Annotated in this window: 18 protein-coding genes; 9 read left to right on the top strand and 9 right to left on the bottom strand. The window is 63.8% G+C overall.

Annotated features, from left to right (window positions below):
• Positions 1–181: 181 nt before the first annotated feature.
• The gene (tyrS, locus tag D3880_RS02665; RefSeq protein ID WP_119891995.1) at positions 182–1381 is read right to left on the bottom strand and encodes a tyrosine--tRNA ligase; all 1200 of its coding nucleotides are present in this window, start codon (positions 1379–1381) and stop codon (positions 182–184) included.
• Positions 1382–1590: 209 nt separating this feature from the next.
• On the opposite strand from tyrS, the gene D3880_RS02660 reads away from it, so the two are divergent.
• Positions 1591–3036, top strand: coding sequence for a peptidoglycan DD-metalloendopeptidase family protein (locus tag D3880_RS02660; RefSeq protein ID WP_119891994.1), 1446 nt, complete (start codon positions 1591–1593; stop codon positions 3034–3036).
• A gap of 3 nt (positions 3037–3039) precedes the next feature.
• On the top strand, positions 3040–4131 hold the full coding sequence (locus D3880_RS02655) for an anhydro-N-acetylmuramic acid kinase (protein ID WP_119891993.1): 1092 nt from the start codon (positions 3040–3042) through the stop codon (positions 4129–4131).
• A 71-nt stretch (positions 4132–4202) separates the two neighbouring features.
• Here the strand turns inward: D3880_RS02655 and erpA are convergent, their stop codons facing one another.
• The gene (erpA, locus tag D3880_RS02650; protein ID WP_119891992.1) at positions 4203–4553 is read right to left on the bottom strand and encodes an iron-sulfur cluster insertion protein ErpA; all 351 of its coding nucleotides are present in this window, start codon (positions 4551–4553) and stop codon (positions 4203–4205) included.
• Between the two features lie 104 nt (positions 4554–4657).
• Positions 4658–5692, bottom strand: coding sequence for an N-acetyl-gamma-glutamyl-phosphate reductase (argC, locus tag D3880_RS02645; RefSeq protein ID WP_119891991.1), 1035 nt, complete (start codon positions 5690–5692; stop codon positions 4658–4660).
• Between the two features lie 293 nt (positions 5693–5985).
• On the opposite strand from argC, the gene hemJ reads away from it, so the two are divergent.
• The 4 genes from hemJ (at position 5986) to D3880_RS02625 (ending at position 9380) form a co-directional block, all read left to right on the top strand.
• Positions 5986–6405 carry a protoporphyrinogen oxidase HemJ gene (gene hemJ, locus D3880_RS02640; protein WP_119891990.1) on the top strand — a complete coding sequence of 140 codons (420 nt, stop codon included), beginning with the start codon at positions 5986–5988 and terminating at the stop codon, positions 6403–6405.
• Between the two features lie 21 nt (positions 6406–6426).
• The gene (locus D3880_RS02635; protein WP_119891989.1) at positions 6427–7389 is read left to right on the top strand and encodes an NAD(P)H-dependent flavin oxidoreductase; all 963 of its coding nucleotides are present in this window, start codon (positions 6427–6429) and stop codon (positions 7387–7389) included.
• Positions 7390–7494: 105 nt separating this feature from the next.
• On the top strand, positions 7495–8526 hold the full coding sequence (locus tag D3880_RS02630; RefSeq protein WP_119891988.1) for a DUF805 domain-containing protein: 1032 nt from the start codon (positions 7495–7497) through the stop codon (positions 8524–8526).
• A gap of 65 nt (positions 8527–8591) precedes the next feature.
• Positions 8592–9380 carry an SDR family NAD(P)-dependent oxidoreductase gene (locus tag D3880_RS02625; protein ID WP_119891987.1) on the top strand — a complete coding sequence of 263 codons (789 nt, stop codon included), beginning with the start codon at positions 8592–8594 and terminating at the stop codon, positions 9378–9380.
• A 261-nt stretch (positions 9381–9641) separates the two neighbouring features.
• Here D3880_RS02625 and D3880_RS02620 read toward each other — a convergent pair whose 3' ends face one another.
• Positions 9642–11123 (bottom strand): AAA family ATPase, encoded by a 1482-nt coding sequence (locus tag D3880_RS02620; RefSeq protein ID WP_119891986.1) that lies wholly within the window; start codon positions 11121–11123, stop codon positions 9642–9644.
• 78 nt (positions 11124–11201) lie between these two features.
• Here D3880_RS02620 and D3880_RS02615 point away from each other — a divergent pair, with 78 nt between their 5' ends.
• Together D3880_RS02615 and coq7 are read left to right on the top strand one after the other, a co-directional pair.
• Positions 11202–11540, top strand: coding sequence for a histidine triad nucleotide-binding protein (locus D3880_RS02615; protein WP_119891985.1), 339 nt, complete (start codon positions 11202–11204; stop codon positions 11538–11540).
• Between the two features lie 91 nt (positions 11541–11631).
• A complete protein-coding gene (gene coq7 / locus D3880_RS02610) occupies positions 11632–12279 on the top strand; it encodes a 2-polyprenyl-3-methyl-6-methoxy-1,4-benzoquinone monooxygenase (RefSeq protein WP_119891984.1) in 648 nt (215 codons plus the stop codon).
• Positions 12280–12510: 231 nt separating this feature from the next.
• Here the strand turns inward: coq7 and speD are convergent, their stop codons facing one another.
• Complete coding sequence (speD, locus tag D3880_RS02605; RefSeq protein ID WP_119891983.1) at positions 12511–13305, bottom strand: adenosylmethionine decarboxylase; 795 nt, start codon at positions 13303–13305, stop codon at positions 12511–12513.
• Positions 13306–13553: 248 nt separating this feature from the next.
• Positions 13554–13976, bottom strand: a complete 423-nt coding sequence (locus D3880_RS02600; protein WP_119891982.1) for an OsmC family protein — start codon at positions 13974–13976, stop codon at positions 13554–13556.
• A gap of 223 nt (positions 13977–14199) precedes the next feature.
• Between D3880_RS02600 and crp the strand changes: the two genes are divergently transcribed.
• Entirely contained in the window at positions 14200–14844 is a 645-nt protein-coding gene (gene crp / locus D3880_RS02595) for a cAMP-activated global transcriptional regulator CRP (RefSeq protein ID WP_119891981.1), read from the top strand.
• 59 nt (positions 14845–14903) lie between these two features.
• Here crp and trpC read toward each other — a convergent pair whose 3' ends face one another.
• From trpC to D3880_RS02580, 3 genes are read right to left on the bottom strand one after another with little or no spacing between them, the layout of a single operon-like run.
• Positions 14904–15737, bottom strand: a complete 834-nt coding sequence (gene trpC, locus D3880_RS02590) for an indole-3-glycerol phosphate synthase TrpC (protein WP_119891980.1) — start codon at positions 15735–15737, stop codon at positions 14904–14906.
• On the bottom strand, positions 15734–16783 hold the full coding sequence (trpD, locus tag D3880_RS02585) for an anthranilate phosphoribosyltransferase (RefSeq protein ID WP_119891979.1): 1050 nt from the start codon (positions 16781–16783) through the stop codon (positions 15734–15736). Before trpD ends, trpC begins: the two co-directional genes overlap by 4 nt.
• Position 16784: 1 nt before the next feature.
• Positions 16785–17378, bottom strand: a complete 594-nt coding sequence (locus tag D3880_RS02580; protein ID WP_119891978.1) for an aminodeoxychorismate/anthranilate synthase component II — start codon at positions 17376–17378, stop codon at positions 16785–16787.
• Positions 17379–17384 lie beyond the last annotated feature (6 nt).

Here is a 17384-nt window from a genome sequence, read left to right as displayed (position 1 = left end):
GTTTCAAACCGCTGTCAACCTCCTCCTGCACCGCTTTCGATCAACCCGATCGAACCACCTCCAGCCCCTTGAAAATCTCTATAACCTATTGATTATCAAGATCTTTTACATAAGGACTGCGCCGGAAGTGGTGCGCATTATAGGCCCACTAAAACACACGTCAACAGCTTAATTGCGAAATTCACTCCGCCGTAAGAGTTATTCGTGCAAAAGCCTTCTTGCCCGCCTGACAAACATGGGTCGCACCCAGCTTGAAAACAAAGCCACGATCGATCGCCTGGCCATCGACCCGCACGCCACCAGAACCCAGCAAGTCCCGGGCAACCGCCGCATTCTTCACCAACCCTGCCTTATTAAGGACAGAAGCAATTGGCATGTCCTCTGCCGAGACCAGCTCCAGTTCCGGCAAGTCTTCAGGCAATTCGCCCTCTTTCATGCGGTTACCCGCCGCGCGATGAGCCGAAGCTGCAGCCTCTTCGCCATGGAAGCGCGCAACGATCTCTTCGGCCAGCTTGATCTTGATGTCCCGTGGATTAGCCCCCTGCTCGACATCGCACTTGAAGCCCTCAATCTCTTCCATGGAGCGGAAGCTCAGCAGCTCAAAATAACGCCACATCAAAGTGTCCGGAATGGAAACCAGTTTGCTATACATGATCCCCGGCGCTTCCTGGATACCCACATAATTACCCAGGGACTTGGACATCTTCTTCACGCCATCCAAGCCCTCCAGCAGCGGCATGGTGACGATGCACTGCGACGACTGTCCGTAAGCGCGCTGCAACTCACGCCCCATCAGCAGGTTGAATTTCTGATCGGTGCCGCCCAGCTCGACATCCGCGCGCAAGGCAACCGAGTCGTAGCCCTGCACCAACGGATAGAGAAACTCATGGATCGCGATTGGCTGATTGCTTGAGTAGCGCTTATCGAAGTCATCGCGCTCGAGCATGCGCGCCACGGTGTATTGCGAAGCCAGACGGATGAAGTCCGCTGGTTTCAGCTGGTCCATCCAGGTCGAGTTGAACGCAACCTCGGTCTTGGTCGGATCAAGGATCTTGAACACCTGAGCCTTGTAGGTCTCGGCATTTTCCAGCACCTGCTCACGCGTCAGCGGCGGGCGCGTAGCGCTCTTGCCGCTGGGATCTCCGATCATGCCGGTGAAGTCGCCGATCAGGAAGATTACCTGGTGCCCCAGTTCCTGAAACTGGCGCAGCTTATTAATGAGGACGGTGTGGCCCAGGTGCAGATCAGGCGCCGTCGGATCGAAGCCAGCCTTGATCCGGAGCGGTTGGCCGCGCTCCAGCTTTTCGATCAATTCCGACTCAACCAGAACCTCTTCCGCACCGCGCTTGATCAGCGCCAGCTGCTCTTCAACCGACTTCATGACAGGACCCGTGACCACTGCAAACAAAGGGAACCAACCATACAAGATCGCAGCCTAAAAACAAGTTTTGCCCGGCATTCCTGGCCTGCCGGGCGAATCGCCCTCTCTTAGGGTTGCCCCAGAGAGGATTTGGTTATATTTTATACAGTTATTTCATCTTCTTCATTTTCACCTTCGTTTCTAGTCACCTTTTCAAAGTCAAGATGCCTATGCCAACTACAAAGCCAAAAGCGCCGCCGCTCTATCCGAAAAGCCATCTACTGGCGGCGAGCGGTGTCGCAGCGCTGCTCAGCCTCGCCCTACTGGTATTCCCCTCGCGCGAAGTAGAAGCCAAGAAAACCCACCTCAATCTCGAGCTCGACAATGGTAGCGAACAGGTCATCCAGGAAAAGGACGACCTCCGACCAGACCCCGCTACGGGGGACCAGAGCACCTCGCCATTCGCCAAGATCGAGGGCTCCGACAATAATCAGAACAGCGCCGAACAAGACGCGGATAACAAGAAAAACGACGCTTCAACCTCTACCGCTTCCGAGACAACGCCTACCGCCCCCCGCCATCGTGCAGTTGCCGTGGCTGCTGGCGACACTTTGTCCACGCTCTTTGCCAAGGTTGGCCTGACCTCCAACGACGTGCACAGCGTGGTGAACAGCAGCAAAGATGCCAAGCGGTTCGGCCAGCTCAAGGTCGGCCAAGTGCTGGAGATCCGACTTTCCTCTGACGGGCAACTGGAAGGCCTGCACAGCAAGCTCAGTGACCTGGAAAGCATCAGCCTGACCAACAATGACAAAGGCCTTGTCTTCAAGCGCGAGCTGACCAAACCCGAAGAACGCACTGCTTACGCCCGCGGTGTAATCGACAGCTCGTTGTTTCTGTCCGCCAAACGCGCCGGCATGTCGCACAATCTGACCATGGACCTGGCCAACGTGTTTGGCTACGACATCGACTTTGCCCAGGACATCCGCGAGGGCGACGAGTTCGAGGTGATCTACGAAGAGAAGGTCATCAACGGCAAGCGAGTCGGTACCGGCAGTATCCTCGCCGCGCGTTTCGTCAACCGGGGCAAGCCTTATACGGCGGTGCGTTATACCAGCAAGCAAGGGCTGACCAGCTACTACACCGCTGATGGCAACAGCATGCGCAAGGCCTTCATCCGTACGCCGGTAGACTTCGCACGCATCAGCTCGCGTTTTTCCATGGGCCGCAAGCACCCGATCCTGAACAAAATCCGTGCGCACAAGGGTGTCGACTATGCCGCCGCCCGCGGCACGCCTATCAAGGCGGCAGGGGACGGCAAGGTCTTGCTCGCCGGCCGCCGTGGCGGCTACGGCAATACCGTGATCATCCAGCATGGCAACAGCTATCGCACTCTCTATGGCCATATGCAGGGCTTCGCCAAGGGCGTGCGTACCGGCGGCATGGTCAAGCAGGGGCAGATCATTGGCTATATTGGCACCACCGGCCTGTCTACCGGGCCTCATCTGCATTATGAGTTCCAGGCCAATGGCGTGCATGTCGACCCACTCAGCCGCAAGCTGCCCATGGCCGATCCGATTGCCCGCACCGAAAAACAACGTTTCCAGCAGCAAAGCAAGCCACTGCTGGCTCGCATGGATCAGGAAAAAGCCACCATGCTGGCGCTGAACAAGCGTTAAGCCATGCCCCTCTATATAGGCGTGATGTCCGGAACCAGTCTGGATGGCCTGGACATTGCCCTGCTCGACCAGCACGAGCATCCCCGTCTGCTGGCCACCCACTATCTGCCGATGCCCGCCGAGCTGCGGGCCGAACTGCTGGCGCTGTGCGCCTCCGGCGCGGATGAACTGGCCCGCGCCGCCATTGCCGAGCAGCAGTGGGTGAGCCTGGCCGCGCAGGGTATCGAAACGCTGCTCGCCTCACAGCAACTGCACCCAGAAGACATCCGTGCGATTGGCAGCCACGGCCAGACCGTGCGCCATGAACCTGCCCGCGGCTTCAGCATTCAGATCGGCAACCCCGCCCTGCTGAGCGAGCTGACCGGTATCAGCGTGGTCAGCGATTTCCGCCGCCGCGATGTAGCCGCCGGCGGCCAGGGCGCGCCTCTGGTGCCAGCCTTTCATCAGACCCTGTTCGACGACGGCCAATGCCCGCGCGCGGTCCTGAATGTCGGGGGCTTCAGCAACCTTAGCCTGCTGGACCCGGGGCAACCGGTGCGCGGCTTCGATTGCGGTCCCGGCAATGTGCTGTTGGATGCCTGGATCCACCGCCATCAGGGCGTTAGCTTCGACCGCGACGGGGCCTGGGCTGCCAGTGGCCAGGCACAGCCGGCACTCCTGCACGCCTTGCTTGGCGATCCGTTCTTCCAGGGGCATGGACCGAAAAGCACCGGCCGCGAACTGTTCAATCTGCCTTGGCTGGAGCAGCACTTGCAGCGTCTGCCGGCCTTGGCCCCGGAAGATGTGCAAGCCACGTTGTTAGAGCTGACCGCCCACAGCATTATCGATTCGTTGCAGGCGGCACAGCACGGCACGGCGCAGTTACTGGTCTGTGGCGGCGGCGCACACAACGGCGCGCTGATGGCACGTCTGGCCTGCCTGCTGCCGAACACGCAGGTCAGCAGCACCGACGCCTACGGCGTGCCGCCGGACTGGGTGGAAGCCATGGCCTTCGCCTGGCTGGCACACTGCTGCCTGGAAGGCATTGCCGCCAACCGCCCGAGCGTTACCGGGGCGCGCGGCCTGCGCGTGCTCGGCGCCATTTACCCGGCCTGAAATCAAAACCCACAGTGCAGAAACGACAACGCCGTGCACTGGGCACGGCGTTGAGCTATCTCACCAGCGAATCAGATCGAGAACGACGAGCCGCAACCGCAGGTCGTAGTGGCGTTCGGATTCTTGATCACGAAGCGCGAACCCTCTAGCCCTTCCTGATAATCCACTTCGGCACCGGCCAGGTACTGGAAGCTCATCGGATCGACCACCAGGCTGACGCCCTCGCGCTCGACAATAGTGTCGTCATCCGCCACCTCGTCATCGAAGGTGAAGCCGTACTGGAAGCCGGAACAGCCGCCACCGGTGACAAACACGCGCAGCTTAAGGCGCGGGTTCCCTTCTTCCTCGACAAGGGTTTTCACCTTGTGCGCCGCGCCCTGCGTGAACAGCAAGGGAGTGGGGGTGAAGGTTTCGACGCTCATACTGCAAATCTCCCGGCGCTTGGCCGTCAGAAAAACTGGGGGACGCGGCATTATCCGCTTCCCCGACTAAAGTGGTCAACTATTGACCAGTCCGCCGCACCGTCTTAGGGCAGCAGGGCCGCGTGGGACAACCCAGCGCGCTCATCCAGGCCGAAGAGGATGTTCATGTTCTGCACCGCCTGACCGGAAGCGCCCTTGACCAGGTTGTCGATCACCGACAACACCACCACCAGGTCACCGTCCTGCGGCCGATGCACGGCGATGCGGCAGACGTTGGCGCCGCGCACGCTGCGGGTTTCCGGATGGCTGCCGGCCGGCATCACATCGACGAAGGGCTCGCTGGCGTAGCGCCGCTCGAACAGCGCCTGCAGGTCGACCGAGCGGTCCACAACATTGGCGTAGAGGGTGGCATGGATGCCGCGGATCATCGGCGTCAGATGCGGCACGAAGGTCAGGCCGACCTCGCCTTTGGCGGCGCGACGCAGGCCCTGGCTGATTTCCGGCAGATGCCGATGGCCTTGGACCCCATAGGCTTTCATGCTTTCACCGGCTTCACTGAACAGCGAACCGACGCTGGCGCCGCGCCCGGCACCGCTGACCCCGGACTTGCAGTCGGCAATCAGGCGCGACGGATCGGCCAGACCGGCCTCCAGCAGTGGCAAGAAGCCCAGTTGGGTGGCGGTCGGATAGCAGCCGGGCACGGCGATTAGGCGCGCCTGCTTGATCCGCTCGCGGTTGACCTCCGGCAGACCGTAAACCGCCTCGCCGAGCAACTCCGGCGCGCCGTGCGGCTGGCCATACCACTTGGCCCACTCCTCGGCGTCCGCCAGGCGGAAGTCGGCGGACAGATCGATGACCTTGGTGCCGGCCGCCAGCAGTTCGCTGGCCAGGGCATGGGCGACACCGTGCGGAGTGGCGAAGAACACCACGTCGCAGGCGCCGAGAGTGGCCACATCCGGCACGCTGAAGGCCAGCTCGTCGTAGTGGCCGCGCAGGTTCGGGTACATGTCGGCGACCTTCAGCCCGGCCTCGGAACGCGAGGTGATCACCGCCACCTGCGCCTGCGGGTGCTGTGCCAGCAGGCGCAGCAGTTCCACGCCCGTATAACCTGTACCGCCAACGATGCCGACCTTGATCATCTGTCCGTCACTCCGCCTTCTCGGGCCAACCTGGGAAAACGTCCATGATAAGAGCCGGGGGCGGACATGAACAGGGCGAGCGCCTCAGCGCGGCGACTCGCGACGGTTGGCGCCGTCCAGGGACGCCAGCATCTGCGCGGCCAGGGCGTGGTAGATCGGCACCAGCCTCTCCTGGCCGCCCCAAGACGGGTGCTAAAACCCACATGCCGCCGAGTGTAGCCAGCCGTCGGGCAGGTGACGCCCGCGGCCAAGCCCTCTAGTATCGGGGTCACACCTATACTCGAGGCTCCTCAATGCTCTGGCTCAAAGCCCTGCACCTCATCGCCATGGTCTGCTGGTTCGCCGGCCTGTTCTATCTGCCGCGCCTGTTCGTCTACCACGCCATGAGCAGCGACGCGGCCAGTCACGAGCGCTTCTGCGTGATGGAACGCAAGCTGTACCGCGGCATCATGCTGCCGTCGATGCTCGCCACTCTTCTGTTCGGCTTCTGGCTGCTGTACCTCAACCCGGCCTGGCTGAAGATGGGCTGGCTGCATGCCAAGCTGCTACTGGTAGCACTGTTGATCGGTTATCACCATGTTTGCGGCGCCCAACTCAAACGCTTCGCCCGCGGCGAGAATGCCCGCAGCCATGTGTTCTACCGTTGGTTCAATGAAGTGCCGGTGCTGTTCCTGCTGGCCATCGTCATCCTGGTGGTGGTCAAACCCTTCTGACGCCGAATAAGAGGAACCCCCATGTCCTTGCCTGCCCTGCTCGACCAACGTCTGCGCCTGCCGATCGTCGCCGCGCCGATGTTCCTGGTGTCCAATCCGCAATTGGTCCTGGCCTGCTGCCGCAACGGCATAGTCGGCAGCTTCCCGGCCCTGAACCAGCGCGAGAGCAGTGGCTTCAAGGCCTGGCTGGAAGAGATCGAGGCCGGCCTGGATGCCGACTCGGCGCCCTTCGCGGTCAACCTCATCGTCCACCACAGCAACCCGCGCCTGCAGGCCGACCTGGCGATCTGCGTCGAGCACCGGGTGCCAATCGTCATCACCAGCCTCGGCGCGGTGAAGGAAGTGGTGGATGCCGTGCACAGCTACGGCGGCCTGGTGTTCCATGACGTGACCACCCGCCGCCACGCGGAGAAGGCCGCCGAGGCCGGGGTCGATGGCCTGATCGCGGTGGCCGCCGGCGCCGGCGGGCATGCCGGGACCTGGAGCCCGTTCGCGCTGCTCGCCGAAATCCGTCAATTCTATGACAAGACCCTGCTGCTCTCCGGCTGCCTCAACCACGGCCACGAGATCCTCGCCGCGCAGATGCTCGGCGCCGACCTGGCCTATCTCGGCACGCGCTTCATCGCCACCCAGGAAAGCAATGCCGACGAGCCCTACAAGCAGATGATCCTCCACGCCAAGGCCGCCGACATCATCCACACCCCGGCAGTCTCCGGCGTGCCGGCGAGCTTCATGCGCCAGAGCCTGGAACTGGCCGGCTACGACATGCAGCGCCTACAGGATAAAGGCGAGATGAACTACGGCGAGAAGCTCAAGCCGGTCAGCGACGAAGCCAAGGCATGGAAAACCGTGTGGTCGGCCGGCCAGGGCGTCGGCGAGATCAGCGACCTGCCGAGCGTCGATGAACTGGTGCAGCGCCTCGATCGCGAGTACCGCGCCGCCCTGGCCCGCAGTAGCCAGCTCGGGCAACGCTGGCCAGGCTAAAGCCGCAGCGGATGGCGTGACCGCGGCCGTTGGACGCCGCTTGTCGCGCCGTGCGCCGGGCTACTACGCTGTGCTTAACCCTCTCACGCCGACAAGGAAGCCCGCATGAACGAAGCCCGTTTCAAGATCGTCTTCGACGGCGAACTGCTGCCGGAGATGTCGCTCGACACCGTCAAGGACAATCTCGCCCGCTTGTTCAAAAGCGACCGCGCGCGCATCGAGCAGCTGTTCGGCCGGCGCGCCGTGGTGCTCAAGCGCGACCTCTCGGCCACCGAGGTGGACAAATATGTCGTCGCCCTGACCCGGGCCGGCGCCCATGTGCGTATGGAGGCGGACCAGGCCGCCAGCCTGAGCCTGGTGGATACCGACGAGCACCGCCCGGCGGCAACGGTCAACGCCATGACCGACGCCCGCATGCAGTGCCCGAAGTGCGCCCACGAGCAACCCCAAGCCATTGAGTGCGCGGCCTGTGGCATCGTCATCGACAAGTATGTGGCGCGCCAGGCGCAGTTGGCGGAAAGCGCCCCGCCCCAGCCGCCGTCTTCCCCCGGCAGCGCCGAACCGTCGCCTTATACGCCACCGCAGGCACCGGTCGGCGAGCCGCTGCCGGAGGTAGGCGACCTCAAGGTGTTCAGCCTCGAGGGGCGGATCGGCCGCCTGCGCTACCTGGCCTGGTCGCTGGTGCTGATGCTGGCCGGCGCCGGCCTGTTCGGCATCGCCGCCATCGGCCTGGGGATCGACCAGACCCTCGGCGCCATCCTGATGATCGCCGCGTCTATCGCCCTGATGGTGGTGGCGGTGCAGATCGGCGTGCAGCGCCTGCACGATATCGACTGGTCCGGCTGGCTGCTGCTGCTCAACCTGATCCCACTGGTCGGCAGCGTGTTCGCCCTGCTGATGCTGCTGGTGCCCGGCACCCCCGGCGCCAATCGCTACGGCCCGCCGCCGCCGGCCAACAGCACGGCAGTCAAGGTGCTCGCCGGCCTGTGGCTGATCCCGATTGCCGCGCTGGTGCTGGCGCTGCTGTTCGGCGGCGTCGCCGCCCTCAGCGGCCTGGGTGATGACCTCGGCCTGCCAGGCAGCTACGACATGCCCGCCACCCAGGAAAAGCCCAGCAACCCCTACGGCGAAGAATAAGCCGCACCGGCGCAGGCCCGACCGAACCGGCGCCGCCTGGCGCCGGCCCTGTCACGGAGAACCCCATGCCCCGCTATGCCCTGATCACCGGCGCCTCCAGCGGCATCGGCCTGGCCCTGGCCGAAGCCCTGGCCCGGCGCGGCCGCAGCCTGATCCTGGTGGCCCGCCGGCGCGACGCCCTGGACAGCATCGCCTGCGAGCTGACCCAGCGCTTCGGCGTCGAGGTGCTGTTCCGCGTCTGTGATCTGAGCAGCCCGCTGCAACTGACCGGCCTGCTCCTCGAGCTGGAACAGGGCGAGCGGCAGATCGACCTGCTGGTGAACAACGCCGGCATCGCTACCTCGGGCGCCTTCCTCGCCCACGAATGGGCCGACGAGCAACAGCTGCTGGAACTCAACGTGCTGGCCCTGACCCGCCTGTGTCACGCCCTCGGCAACGTCATGGCCACCCTCGGCGGCGGGCAGATCCTCAATGTCGCCTCGGGGGCAGCCTTCCAGCCGGGGCCGTGGATGAGCAGCTACTCCGCCAGCAAGACCTACGTCTTGCACCTGTCCGAAGGGCTGCGGGAAGAATTCAAGGCGGTCGGGGTGAAGGTCTCGGTGCTGTGCCCGGGGCCGACCCGCAGCGCGTTTTTCCGCAACGCCCGGCTCGATGACAGCCGTCTGCAGGGCAGCAAGCGGCTGCTCAGCGCCGAGGAAGTCGCGCTGTACGCGGTCAAGGCCTTGGCTAAGAACCGCGCGATCATCATTCCCGGCTGGCGCAACCGTCTCGCCGCCTGGCTGCCGCGGCTATTGCCGCGCCTGCTGATGCGGCGCCTGGCGGGGCGGATCAACAGGTCGCTCAGCCAGGGCTAAGAGCCTGTCTCGGATCTCGCGAGCTAGAGCGAGACAAGGCGCAACGACCAACGGGAGTAACAGCCGAAGGCTGGCCCGAAGGGTGAGCGTAGCGAATCAAACAGTCGAAGAAGCGCAGTTTACGAGTTGTAAATGAGCATGACTCATTGCACTCGCCCTTCGGGTCGCGCTAAAGCGCGTTAGCCGCAAGCGGCTTTCTGAGGCTGCTTTTAACGCTGTATCGCCGACGCGCAGCAGATCCGAGACAGGTTCTAAGGCGCTTCAATCGGCGCCGACCGTGCGTCCCTGAGCCCAGGCGCGCAAGCGGGCCAAGTCTTCGGCCATCACCACCGACAGCGGTGCCGTGCCTTTAATGCTGTTCAGCAGCAGCGCCTGATCGACCGCCTGCTGGCGGGCTTGGCCGGCATACAGGGCGCTGACCACCACCTGTTCGATCTCCGCCCCGGAAAACCCCTCGGTGGCCGTCGCCAACTCGGCCAACTCGAAGCCGTGCGGTTCCAACTCTCGGCGCTGCAGGTGGATGCGGAAGATCTCCGCGCGCACCGCCGCCTCCGGCAGGTCGACGAAGAACAGCTCGTCGAAGCGACCCTTGCGCACCAGTTCCGGCGGCAGACGGTCGATGGCATTGGCGGTCGCCACCAGGAACACCGGCGCCTGGCGCTCGGCCAGCCAGGTCAATAGGGCGCCGAGCACGCGCTGGCTGACACCGCCGTCGTGCTCGCCGCTGGCCAGGCCCTTCTCCACCTCGTCCATCCACAGCACGCAGGGCGCCATCTGTTCGGCCAGGCGCAGCGCCTCGCGCAGGTTGCGCTCGGTTTCGCCGAAGAACTTGTTGTACAGGCAGGCGAAGTCCAGGCGCAGCAACGGCAGGCCCCAGAGCCCGGCCACCGACTTGGCGGCCAGGCTCTTGCCGGCGCCCTGGACGCCGACCAACAGCACGCCCTTGGGCAGGTCGACGCCCTGGCCCGCCATGAACACCTGCTGGCGCTCGGCCAGCCAGCGCTTGAGATTGGCCAGCCCACCGACCTCGGCGAAGCGCGCGGTGTCGTACTCGAAGCTGAGCACGCCCTCCAGGTCGAGCAGCTGGAACTTGGTCTTGTTCAGCTCCGGCAGGTCTTCCTGGGTGATCGCGCCGTCGTCGCAGATCAGGTTGCGCGCCAGCGCCCGCGCCTCGCCATGGCTGAGGCCGCGCAGGTTCTTCACCACCTGCTGCAGAGTACGGTTATCGGTGCGCACCCGCGCGCCGCGATTGCGCTCGCTCCAGCGCCCCGCCTCCTCGCGCACGATGGCCAGCAGCTCGTCTTCCGAAGGCAGCGCCAGACTGAAGCGCGCGGCATAGCGCTGCACCTCCGCCGGCAGCTTCAGCCCATGGGAGACCAGCACCAGGGTCGGCTTGTGCGTGCCCTCGGCCATGGCGATCTCCTTGAGCAGGCGCACCAGCTTGGGATTGTCGTCGAGGAACGGATGCAGGTCGCAGAGCACATAGAGGTTGGCCTGCGGGTCGTGCTTGATCAGCTTGAGCGCCGCCTCCGGCTCGAAGCTCGGCTCCGCGCCCAGCGCCTCGCCGCCGAAACCGAGGCGCTGCACGCCCTCGGTCACCGCCCAGGTATACAGGCCGAGGCCGCGCTTGATCGCCAGGCTGGTCAGGGTTTCCAGCACCCGCGGCTCGTCCCAGGACTCGATTACGATCAGTTTGACCTTGGAATCGAGCACCAGGCCGAGATCATGGATATCGTTTTTCACACCCACTCCTTGTGAATCGCGGTCGCGGCGGGCCGCTGTTAAACTCAGGCTTCTGCAAATAAAGCCGGAGCGCTGTCCGTGGACTGTCTGTTCTGCAAGATCGTCGCCGGGGATATTCCCGCGCGCAAGTTTTATGAAGACGAGCAGGTCATCGCCTTCCACGACATCCACCCGCAGGCGCCGGTGCATTTTCTGCTGATCCCGAAAAAGCACATCCGCACCTTCAATGACCTCGAGGAAGACGACAAGGCCCTGCTCGGCCACATCACCTATACCGCCCAGCGCCTGGCCAAGGAGCTGGGCTGCGAGGGTGGTTTCCGCATGGTGATGAACTGCAACCCGCTGGCCGGCCAGAGCGTCTACCACATCCACATGCACGTGCTCGGCCAGCGGCAGATGGCCTGGCCGCCGGGCTAGAGCCCCAGCAAGGCGGAGCGGACTGATGCCGATCAAGCCCCGGCGCCGCGCATGGAGTAAACTGCCGGCATCGTTTTCCTGGAGGTCCCCCATGGCCAGCGAACGCCATTACTCCCGCGCCGATCGCCTGCTGCTGCAGGCCGACGCCGCCCTGCGCACCCTGCTGCCGTTCAGCGGCCAGCCCTACCGGCCTTCGCCGGCGATCACCCAGCCCGATGTCGATCTGGACAGCGACGACGCCCGCCACGTCGCCGGCCTGATGCGCATCAACCACACCGGCGAGGTCTGTGCCCAGGCGCTATACCAGGGCCAGGCGCTGACCGCCAAGCTGCCGGACGTGCGCGCCGCCATGGAACAGGCCGCCGACGAAGAGGTCGATCACCTGGCCTGGTGCGAGCAGCGCATCCGCGAGCTGGGCAGCCACCCGAGCGTGCTCAACCCGCTGTTCTACGGCCTGTCCTTCGGCCTCGGCGCAGTGGCCGGGCTGATCAGCGACCGGGTCAGCCTGGGCTTCGTCGCCGCCACCGAGGATCAGGTATGCAAACACCTCGACGCCCATCTGCAGCAACTGCCGGCCGAAGACGGCAAGTCGCGCGCCATTCTCGAGCAGATGCGCAGCGATGAGCAGCAGCACGCCGACAGCGCCCTGGAAGCCGGCGGCCTGCGCTTCCCGCTGCCGGTCAAGTTCGGCATGAGCCTGCTGTCCAAGGTGATGACCAAGAGCACCTACCGGATCTGAATTGCGGACAACAAAAAGGGCGCCAATGGCGCCCTTTTTATTTTCCTACCTCTTCCAAGCGTCGCGAGCGCAGGAGAGACAAGGCAAAAACAGGTGAGGAAGCGGAGTTTACAACTGTAAATGAGCAGTACTCGCTCCGCTCGCCCCTTCGGGGCCGCACTGAAGTGCGTTAGCCGCAAGCGGCTTTCCGAGCCTGTTTTTAACGCTGTATCTCCAAGCGCAGCAGCTTGGTCAGCGCGGCATATTGCGCGCGTAGAAAATCTCCAGCATCTCGTGTCGCACCCGCTCTTCCACCAGCTTGCGCTGCTCGGCGGAGAGGTTGTTGGTGGCGTCGCCGAACAGGTAGTTGTCCAGCTCGAAGTCCTTGAGCAGCATCTTGGTGTGGAACAGGTTCTCCTGGTACACGTTGACGTCGGTCATCTGGTAGGCGTCATAAGTGTCATCGGACAGGTAGTTCTGGATCGAGTTGATCTCGTGGTCGATGAAGTGCTTCTGGCCTTCCACGTCGCGGGTGAAGCCGCGCACGCGGTAGTCGACGGTGACTATGTCCGAGTCGAACTGGTGGATCAGGTAGTTCAGCGCCTTCAGCGGCGAGATCACCCCGCAGGTGGACACGTCGATGTCCACCCGGAAGGTGGCGATGCCTTCCACCGGATGGATTTCCGGGTAGGTGTGCACGGTGATGTGGCTCTTATCCAGGTGCGCCAGGATGGTCTCCGGCAGCGGCCCCGGCGACTCCTCGATCTGGCTGTCGGTGGGGGTCACCGGCTGCTCGGAGATCAGGATGGTCACGCTGGCGCCCTGCGGGTCGTAGTCCTGGCGGGCGATGTTGAGGATATTGGCGCCGATAATGTCGACAACATCGGTGAGGATCTGCGTCAGGCGCTCGGCGTCGTACTCGGTATTGATGTACTGGACGTAGGCCTGCTGGTCTTCCTGCGTTTCCGCGTAGCAGATGTCATAGATGTTGAAGCTCAAGGTCTTCGTCAGGTTGTTGAACCCGTGGAGCTTGAGTTTGCTTTTCACCGTTGGAGATTCTCTTGTAGGTGCGGCTCTGCCGCGTGATCGAGCATGCCCGTCAGATGCGAACGACGCACCTGCGTAGGACGGTTAACACCTCTTCGCGATGGCGATTTTGGTTGTCTGTTCGGGGCTACAGCCGGCGTGAGCCGCGACTGGCACCCCTGAAAAGGGGCGCCATTATGCAGAGGTCGGCAACCCGCTGCCAGAGTGTGCGCCGCCTTTATGATAGTTGGATGGCGGAGCCACGCGGCTCAACCCAACTCGACGATCTCGTAGTCGTGGGTGATCTCCACCCCGCCGCGGGCCAGCATGATCGAGGCCGAGCAGTACTTCTCCGCCGACAGATCGACCGCGCGCTTGACCTGCGCTTCCTTCAGGCCACGACCCTTGACCACGAAATGCACGTGAATCTTGGTGAACACCTTCGGCTCCTCGCCGGCGCGCTCGGCTTCGAGGAAGGCTTCACAGCTTTCCACCGGCTGGCGGGATTTCTTCAGGATGCTGACCACGTCGAAGTTGGTGCAGCCGCCCAGGCCGATCAGGACCATTTCCATCGGCCGCACGCCCAGATTGCGCCCGCCGCTCTCCGGCGGGCCGTCCATCACCACCACGTGGCCGCTGCCGGATTCGCCCAGGAACAGGGCCTCGCCAGCCCACTGAATGCGTGCTTTCATTGCCGCGCCTCCGCTGTTAAAAAGGGGCGCAAGCTTAGCACAGGGCCAAAAACGGGCTAAGCCGCAGCGCCTTGGCCGCGAGATGTTAGCTGCGTCGCAAAACCGACCAGCACCACGCAGGGCCTGTTAAGCTGGCGCCGGTTTACTGGCACACTGGCTCAGATAACAAAAAATAAATTGCCGCTAAGACAATGACTTAAAACTACTTTTCTGGGGCTCGGGCATGGTAGCGATCACTCTTACTCCGAAGATCAAGAACCTCGATAAACTCCTCGCACACTGTCACCGCCGTCGCTACACCGCCAAAAGCACCATCATTTACGCAGGCGATCGCTGCGAAACCCTGTTCTTCATCGTCAAAGGCTCGGTCACCATCCTCATCGAGGACGACGACGGCCGCGAGATGATCATCGCCTACCTCAACCCCGGCGATTTCTTCGGCGAGATGGGCCTGTTCGACAAGGAAGGCAGCGAGAAAGAACGCAGCGCCTGGGTGCGCGCCAAGACCGAATGCGAAGTCGCCGAGCTGAGCTATGCCAAGTTCCGCGAGCTGACCCAACAGGACCCGGAAATCCTCTATGCACTCGGCAGCCAGATGGCCGACCGCCTGCGCAACACCACGCGCAAGGTCGGCGACCTGGCCTTCCTCGATGTCACCGGCCGCGTCGCCCGCACCCTGCTCGACCTGTGCAAGCAGCCGGATGCCATGACCCACCCGGACGGCATGCAGATCAAGATCACCCGCCAGGAAATCGGCCGCATCGTCGGCTGCTCGCGGGAGATGGTCGGCCGCGTACTCAAGTCCCTGGAGGAACAGGGGCTGGTCTACGTCAAGGGCAAGACCATGGTGGTGTTCGGCACGCGCTGAACGCCCAGTGCAGAAACGAAAAAGCCCGGCAGTGCCGGGCTTTTTCGTGGGCGGATCGTTCAGTCCGGATCGTTGCCGACAACGATGCGCCGCTCGGGGAAGAACAGCCGCTGCAACTCGGCACCGGGGTTCTCCGCCCGCATGAACGCCTCGCCGACCAGGAAGCCGTAGACCTCGCTGATCTCCATCAGCTCGACGTCGGCACGGTTCATGATGCCGCTCTCGGTGACCACCATACGATCGCGCGGAATCCGTGGCAGCAGATCCAGCGTGGTTTCCAGGCTGACCTCGAAGGTGTGCAGATTGCGGTTGTTGATCCCCACCAGCGGCGTGTCGAGGGTCTTCAGCGCCCGTTCCAGCTCGTCGCCGTCGTGCACTTCGACCAGCACATCGAGGTTGAACTGCTTAGCCGCCGCCGCCAGTTCGGCCATCTGCGCATCGGCCAGGGCCGAGACGATCAGCAGCACGCAGTCGGCGCCGAGGGCGCGGGCTTCGACGATCTGGTAGGGGTCGATCATGAAGTCCTTGCGGATCACCGGCAGGCTGCAGGCACTGCGGGCCTCTTGCAGATAACGGTCGGCGCCCTGGAAGAAATCGACGTCGGTGAGCACCGACAGGCAGCTCGCACCGCCGTCTGCGTAGCTCTTGGCAATCGCCGCCGGAACGAAGTTCTCGCGCAGCACGCCCTTGCTCGGCGAGGCCTTCTTGATCTCGGCGATCACCCCCGGCTGCTTGTGCTTGGCCTGCTCCAGCAGGGCGTTGGCGAAACCGCGCGGAGCGTCGGCGCTGCGCGCCTCGCGCTCCAGCTCGGCGAGACTGACCACGGCGCTGCGCTCACGCACTTCTTCGACTTTGCGCGCGAGGATGTTTTCGAGGACGGTTGGCACGCTCACACTTGATTCTCCTGACGATACACCGCGGTAAAGGACACCAGTTCTTCCATTTTCTCGCGCGCCAGGCCGGTGTACAGCGCATCGTGGGCGAGGTGCACCCCTTCATGCAGGCTGGTGGCCAGGTCGGCGGCATACAGCGCCGCGCCGGCATTCAGCACGATCAGGTCGCCGGCCTTCTTGCCGGCCTCGGTCTTGCGCCGGCCGAGGGCGTCGCGGATCAGTTCCAGCGAGGCCTGCGGGCTGTCGACTTCGAGGCCCATCAGGGTCTGGCTGTGCAGGCCGACGTCTTCCGGGCGGATCTCGTATTCGCGCACTTCACCGTCCTTGAGCTCGGCGATATGGGTGGCGGCGGCCAGGCTGAACTCGTCCAGGCCATCGCGCGAATGCACCACCAGCACATGCTTGCTGCCCAGCCGATTGAGCACCTCGGCGAGCGGCCGGCACAGCTCCTGACTGAACACGCCGACCACCTGATGCTTGACCCCGGCCGGGTTGGTCAGCGGGCCGAGCATGTTGAACAGGGTGCGCAGCCCCAGCTCGCGACGCGGGCCGGCGGCGTATTTCATCGCCTTGTGATGGACCTGGGCGAACATGAAGCCGACCCCCACCGATTCAATACAGCGCTTCACCTGCTCGGGAGTCAGCTCCAGGTAGATGCCGGCCGCCTCCAGCAGATCGGCGCTGCCGCTCTTGCCGGACACCGCGCGGTTGCCGTGCTTGGCCACCTTGCCGCCGGCCGCGGCGACGACGAAGGCCGCGGCGGTGGAGACGTTGAAGATGTTGGCGCCATCGCCGCCGGTGCCGACCACGTCGACCACGTGATCGAGGCTGGAGAGCTCGACCCGGCTGGCCAGCTCGCGCATCACCGAGACCGCGCCGGTGATCTCGTCGATGGTCTCGCTCTTCATGCGCATGCCCATGAGGAAGGCGCCGATCTGCGCGTCGGTGCACTGCCCGGTCATGATCTCGCGCATCACGTCCTGCATTTCCGCGGTGTTCAGGTCGAGCTGGTTGACCACCCGATTGAGAGCTTCCTTGATGTTCATGTCAGCGTACCCCACCACTTTGTTTGAGAAAGTTAGCGAAGAGTTCGTGGCCCTGCTCGGAGAGAATCGACTCCGGGTGGAACTGCACGCCCTCGACCTGCAGGGTCTTGTGGCGCAGGCCCATGATCTCGTCGACGCTGCCGTCAGCGTGCTGGGTCCAGGCGGTGACTTCCAGGCAGTCCGGCAGGGTTTCGCGCTTGACGATAAGCGAGTGGTAGCGGGTCACCGTCAGCGGGTTGTTGAGGCCGGCGAACACGCCCTGCTGCTCATGGAACACCGGGCTGGTCTTGCCGTGCATGACCTGGCGGGCGCGCACCACGTCGCCGCCGAAGGCCTGGCCGATGCTCTGGTGGCCGAGGCAGACGCCGAGAATCGGCAGCTTGCCGGCGAAGTGGCTGATCACCTGCAGCGACACGCCGGCTTCGGTCGGCGTGCAAGGGCCGGGCGAAACCACGATGCGCTCGGGCTGCAGGGCGGCGATCTCGGCGACCGTCAGCTCGTCGTTGCGGATCACCTTCACGTCCGCGCCCAGCTCGCCGAGGTACTGCACCACGTTGTAGGTAAAAGAGTCGTAGTTGTCGATCATCAGCAACATGACGGA

Origin of the sequence: Pseudomonas cavernae (assembly GCF_003595175.1) — a bacterium.
In the GTDB taxonomy this organism is placed as follows: Bacteria; Pseudomonadota; Gammaproteobacteria; order Pseudomonadales; family Pseudomonadaceae; genus Aquipseudomonas; species Aquipseudomonas cavernae.
The sequence above is the reverse complement of the archived record's forward strand: the minus strand, read 5'-3'. Positions and strand labels throughout refer to the sequence as shown.

Excerpts from the sequence above, each read along its gene's own strand:
- tyrS (WP_119891995.1), bottom strand. The coding sequence starts at position 1,381 with ATGAAGTCGGTTGAAGAGCAGCTGGCGCTGATCAAGCGCGGTGCGGAA.
- D3880_RS02660 (WP_119891994.1), top strand. The coding sequence starts at position 1,591 with ATGCCAACTACAAAGCCAAAAGCGCCGCCGCTCTATCCGAAAAGCCAT.
- D3880_RS02655 (WP_119891993.1), top strand. The coding sequence starts at position 3,040 with ATGCCCCTCTATATAGGCGTGATGTCCGGAACCAGTCTGGATGGCCTG.
- erpA (WP_119891992.1), bottom strand. The coding sequence starts at position 4,553 with ATGAGCGTCGAAACCTTCACCCCCACTCCCTTGCTGTTCACGCAGGGC.
- argC (WP_119891991.1), bottom strand. The coding sequence starts at position 5,692 with ATGATCAAGGTCGGCATCGTTGGCGGTACAGGTTATACGGGCGTGGAA.
- hemJ (WP_119891990.1), top strand. The coding sequence starts at position 5,986 with ATGCTCTGGCTCAAAGCCCTGCACCTCATCGCCATGGTCTGCTGGTTC.
- D3880_RS02635 (WP_119891989.1), top strand. The coding sequence starts at position 6,427 with ATGTCCTTGCCTGCCCTGCTCGACCAACGTCTGCGCCTGCCGATCGTC.
- D3880_RS02630 (WP_119891988.1), top strand. The coding sequence starts at position 7,495 with ATGAACGAAGCCCGTTTCAAGATCGTCTTCGACGGCGAACTGCTGCCG.
- D3880_RS02625 (WP_119891987.1), top strand. The coding sequence starts at position 8,592 with ATGCCCCGCTATGCCCTGATCACCGGCGCCTCCAGCGGCATCGGCCTG.
- coq7 (WP_119891984.1), top strand. The coding sequence starts at position 11,632 with ATGGCCAGCGAACGCCATTACTCCCGCGCCGATCGCCTGCTGCTGCAG.
- D3880_RS02600 (WP_119891982.1), bottom strand. The coding sequence starts at position 13,976 with ATGAAAGCACGCATTCAGTGGGCTGGCGAGGCCCTGTTCCTGGGCGAA.
- crp (WP_119891981.1), top strand. The coding sequence starts at position 14,200 with ATGGTAGCGATCACTCTTACTCCGAAGATCAAGAACCTCGATAAACTC.
- trpD (WP_119891979.1), bottom strand. The coding sequence starts at position 16,783 with ATGAACATCAAGGAAGCTCTCAATCGGGTGGTCAACCAGCTCGACCTG.
- D3880_RS02580 (WP_119891978.1), bottom strand. The coding sequence starts at position 17,378 with ATGTTGCTGATGATCGACAACTACGACTCTTTTACCTACAACGTGGTG.